Below are 3,807 nucleotides of genomic sequence, written 5' to 3' on the forward strand. Positions count from 1 at the left end.
TGCATCTACCCGCGACCGCACCTGCGCGCAGGCGGCAACCGACCCGGTCAGCAGCTGGCCCAGGTAAGTGGCCAACACGGCCGGCGTCGGGTAGTCGAACGCGAGGGTGGATGACAATGCCAGCCCGGTGACGGTTTTCAGCCGGTCAAGCAGCTCGGTGGCTTTCACCGAGTCGAACCCGAGTTCTTGGAACGCCCAATCTGGGTCGATGTCATCAGGGCCGGGGCGACCCAACACCCTTGCCGCTTGCTCACACACCGCACTCACCAGCAAGTCATATTGCTGCTGGCCGAGCGTGCGCACGCGTTGGGCCAAACCTGGCTGCGCCCCGGCACCCGCGTCGACGTCATCAACGATGCACCGCTTCGCCTGGGAGCACTGCGGGTCTAAGCGGGTGAACTCATCGCGCAGATATCGTTGTACACACTCGCTTCGTCTGACCTTGCCGCTTGTCGTGATGGGGATCGATCCTTGGGCAACCAGAACGAGATCCGCCATGCTCAGGCCGTGTGCTTGCGATACGGCTGCGGTGACTTCACGCCTGAGGGCATCCATCCTGTGCATCGCGGCCTCGTCTGATTCGTCCCGCTTCTTTAGTTCGACGATGGCAACCGGCTGCTCAACGCCGTCATCATCGGGAACCGCTATCGCAACGCAGCGGCCTCGGGTGATCTCCTGGATCGTCGCCTCGATGTCGTCGGGAGAGTGGTTGCGGCCGTAGATGATTAGGAGGTCCTTGATACGGCCCACGATGAACAGCTCACCGTCGAAGCGGAAGCCGGAGTCCCCTGTCCTGAGCCAAGGACTCTCGGGTGTGCCCTGCGCAGCGCTGACAATGGTTGCACCGAACGTGCGCTTGGTCTCTTCAGGCTTTTGCCAATAGCCGCAAGCAACGTTGGCGCCATGCACCCAAATCTCGCCCACCGTTCCCGCTGGACACTCGATACCTGTGTCGGGATCGACGATGCGCACCAACTGTGTATCCACCGTGCCGTAACTGACCAGGGGTGTGCCACTGTCACTTTCACAACGCTCCCCTCGGCCGTCGGGCAGTTTGGCGGAGTCGAAATTGACGATCTTTGGTGGTTCGCCTGCCGTTCGGGTCGCGATGTACACCGTCGCCTCTGCCATCCCATATGAGGGCCGCACCACCGCGGGGTCGAGGTTGAAGGGGGCGAAGCGGTCCGCGAAGCGCTTGAGCGTCCCCGGCTGTACCCGTTCACTGCCGCTGAGGATCCAGTTGACGCCGGAGAGATCAAACCCCGCCATCTCGTCGTCTGAGGTTTTGCGTGCCGCGATGTCGAAAGCGAAGTTCGGTGCTGCCGACGCTGCTCGAGCATTGGACGCCAGCATGTGCATCCATCGAGCCGGCCGCTGCAAGAATGCGACCGGGCTGGTGAGCTCGGCGCGCACACCCGCCAGTATCGGGAAGATAATTCCTATCACGAAGCCCATGTCGTGATAGAACGGCAGCCATGACACCACTGTGGTGTCCGCTGGGACCAGCTTCCCGTATGCCCCGAAGTAGTCGGTCACGAGCTGTTCGAAGTTGGCTAAGACATTTTCGTTCGAGACCATGACACCGGCCGGTGTCCGCGTGGAACCGGAGGTGTACTGAAGATACAAGGTTTCCGGCACTTGGTGACCGGCGGCGGCTGAGCCCGGTCCGCTGGGTATCTGCCGAGCGTCTCGGCCCAGCAAATCAACTTCGAGGATCGAAGGCCCGTTTTTCCCAGATTGGCTCTGTGTATACGGGGTTAGTAAGTCAACCACCGACGAGGCCGTGAGAATGGCGACCGGCGATGTGTCGGCCAACACCGAAGTGGTGCGCTCGTCGTGTGCGCCACCATAGGGAACCGAAAGCGGCACAGCGGTGAGTCCGGCCTGCAATGAGGCCAGAAAACTCACGATGTAGTCCAGCCCCTGCGGCGCCAAGATCACTGCCCGATCGCCGGTCGACCCACATTGCCTGAGCTCCTGGGCGACGTTGGACGTTCGCCGATACAGCTGCGACCACGTCAGACTTTCAGCGACGCCCGCCCAATCCCGCTCGAAATCAACGAACGTGAACGCTGTCTCATCGGGCCGCAGACTGGCGCGCTCCTGCAGCACAGCGGGAATGGAGGACTCAACCACGACTCGAACGATAGGCGATGAACCAACCGGGCGTGGGCGGATCCAGCGCATTATTGGTACGTTCGCACGATTTTCCGCGCGCGTGGGGGCTGACCCTGGCGCAGGTCGGTGACTTCGATCAGGGTAGCGATTCTTCCACGCGTTGGGGGGCTCACCAGCTACGCTCTGGTCACGCGGGGGGCGCGGGCTCCATTGCGGCGCGGCGCTGTTTCCTCGGCGTTCCTGGGACCCCGGAGCGGAAATCGAGACGGTTTCTCACGATCGCCGATGCGAACTCGAAGCCGCTGATAGGAACTGAAGCACTGGTACTGGAAAGGTGAACGAGCGTGGACAGGACACCTGTGACTCCGGTTGCTGTCATTGGTATGGCGTGCCGGCTGCCGGGGAGGATTGACTCGCCCGACCTGTTGTGGGAGGCATTGCTGCGTGGCGACGATCTGGTCACCGAGGTGCCCGTCGAACGCTGGGACGCCGAGGAGTACTACGACCCCGAACCGGGCATACCCGGTCGCTCGGTATGCAAGTGGGGCGCGTTCCTGAACAACGTCGCCGACTTTGATGCCGAGTTCTTCGGGATCACCGAGCGGGAAGCGACTGAAATGGACCCGCAGCACCGCCTGCTTTTGGAAACCGCCTGGGAGGCCATGGAGCACGCCGGCCTGACTCGGGAAAAACTAGCCAGCGTGCAGACCGGCGTTTTCGTCGGCCTGATGCATGACGACTACCAATTCATGCACGCAGCGGCCAACACGTTGGGCGGCCCGTATGGATACATGGGCAACAGCTTCGCCATGGGTTCCGGACGCATCTCCTACGCCATGGGGCTGCACGGTCCGGCGATGACGGTGGACACCGCGTGCTCGTCTGGCCTGTCCGCAATCCACCTGGCCTGCCGCAGCTTGCACGACGGCGAAAGTGACATCGCGCTGGCCGGCGGCGCATCGGTGATGCTGGAACCCCGCAAGGCGGCGTCGGGGTCAGCCCTTGGCATGTTGTCCGCGACGGGACACTGCCACGCGTTCGATGTCAAAGCCGACGGCTTCGTTTCCGGCGAGGGTAGCGTCGTACTGCTGCTCAAGCGGCTACCCGATGCGTTGGCCGACGGCGACCGAATTCTGGCCGTGGTGCGTGGCACGGCCGCCAACCAGGACGGCCGCACCGTCAATATCGTGACACCGTCGAAGACCGCACAGATCGCGGCGTACCGGGCCGCGCTGGCTGCGGGGGAGGTGGACCCGGGCACGGTCGGCATGGTCGAGGCGCACGGGCCCGGCACCCCGGTGGGTGACCCGGTCGAATATGCCAGCCTGGCCCAGGTGTACGGCGTCGAGGGCGCGTGCGCCCTGACGTCGGTGAAGACCAATTTCGGACACACACAGTCGGCGGCTGGGGCACTGGGCCTGATGAAGGCCGTCCTCGCCGTACAGCATGGGGTGATCCCGCAGAACCTGCACTTCACCCGGCTGCCCGAAGACTTCGCCCAAATCGAAACGAATCTCTTTGTGCCGCAGGAGACGACGCCGTGGCCCAGGAGCGACGACAAGCCTCCCCGCCGGGCTGCGGTGTCGTCCTACGGATTCTCGGGAACGAACGTCCACGCGATCGTCGAACAAGCCCCCCTGGCCCCCGAAAGCACCCCGACCGCTCCTGCGCTCCAAGGGCCGCTGCTCT

General features: G+C 63.6%; 2 protein-coding genes and 1 pseudogene. 1 reads left to right on the plus strand and 2 read right to left on the minus strand.

The annotated features are described in order from the left end of the window. Both F0Q45_RS30375 and F0Q45_RS24865 read right to left on the minus strand, forming a co-directional pair. On the minus strand, positions 1-303 hold a 303-nt coding region (locus F0Q45_RS30375), incomplete at its 3' end, for an acyl carrier protein (RefSeq protein ID WP_262491165.1). A gap of 81 nt (positions 304-384) precedes the next feature. Beyond that, a pseudogene (locus tag F0Q45_RS24865) lies at positions 385-2,136 on the minus strand (AMP-binding protein); the annotation flags it as partial. 365 nt (positions 2,137-2,501) lie between these two features. Between F0Q45_RS24865 and F0Q45_RS24870 the strand changes: the two are divergent. Further along, a partial coding sequence (locus F0Q45_RS24870; RefSeq protein WP_262491166.1) for a beta-ketoacyl [acyl carrier protein] synthase domain-containing protein occupies positions 2,502-3,807 on the plus strand: 1,306 nt, incomplete at its 3' end.

Origin of the sequence: Mycobacterium simiae (genome assembly GCF_008370645.1) — a bacterium.
GTDB lineage: Bacteria > Actinomycetota > Actinomycetes > Mycobacteriales > Mycobacteriaceae > Mycobacterium > Mycobacterium simiae_A.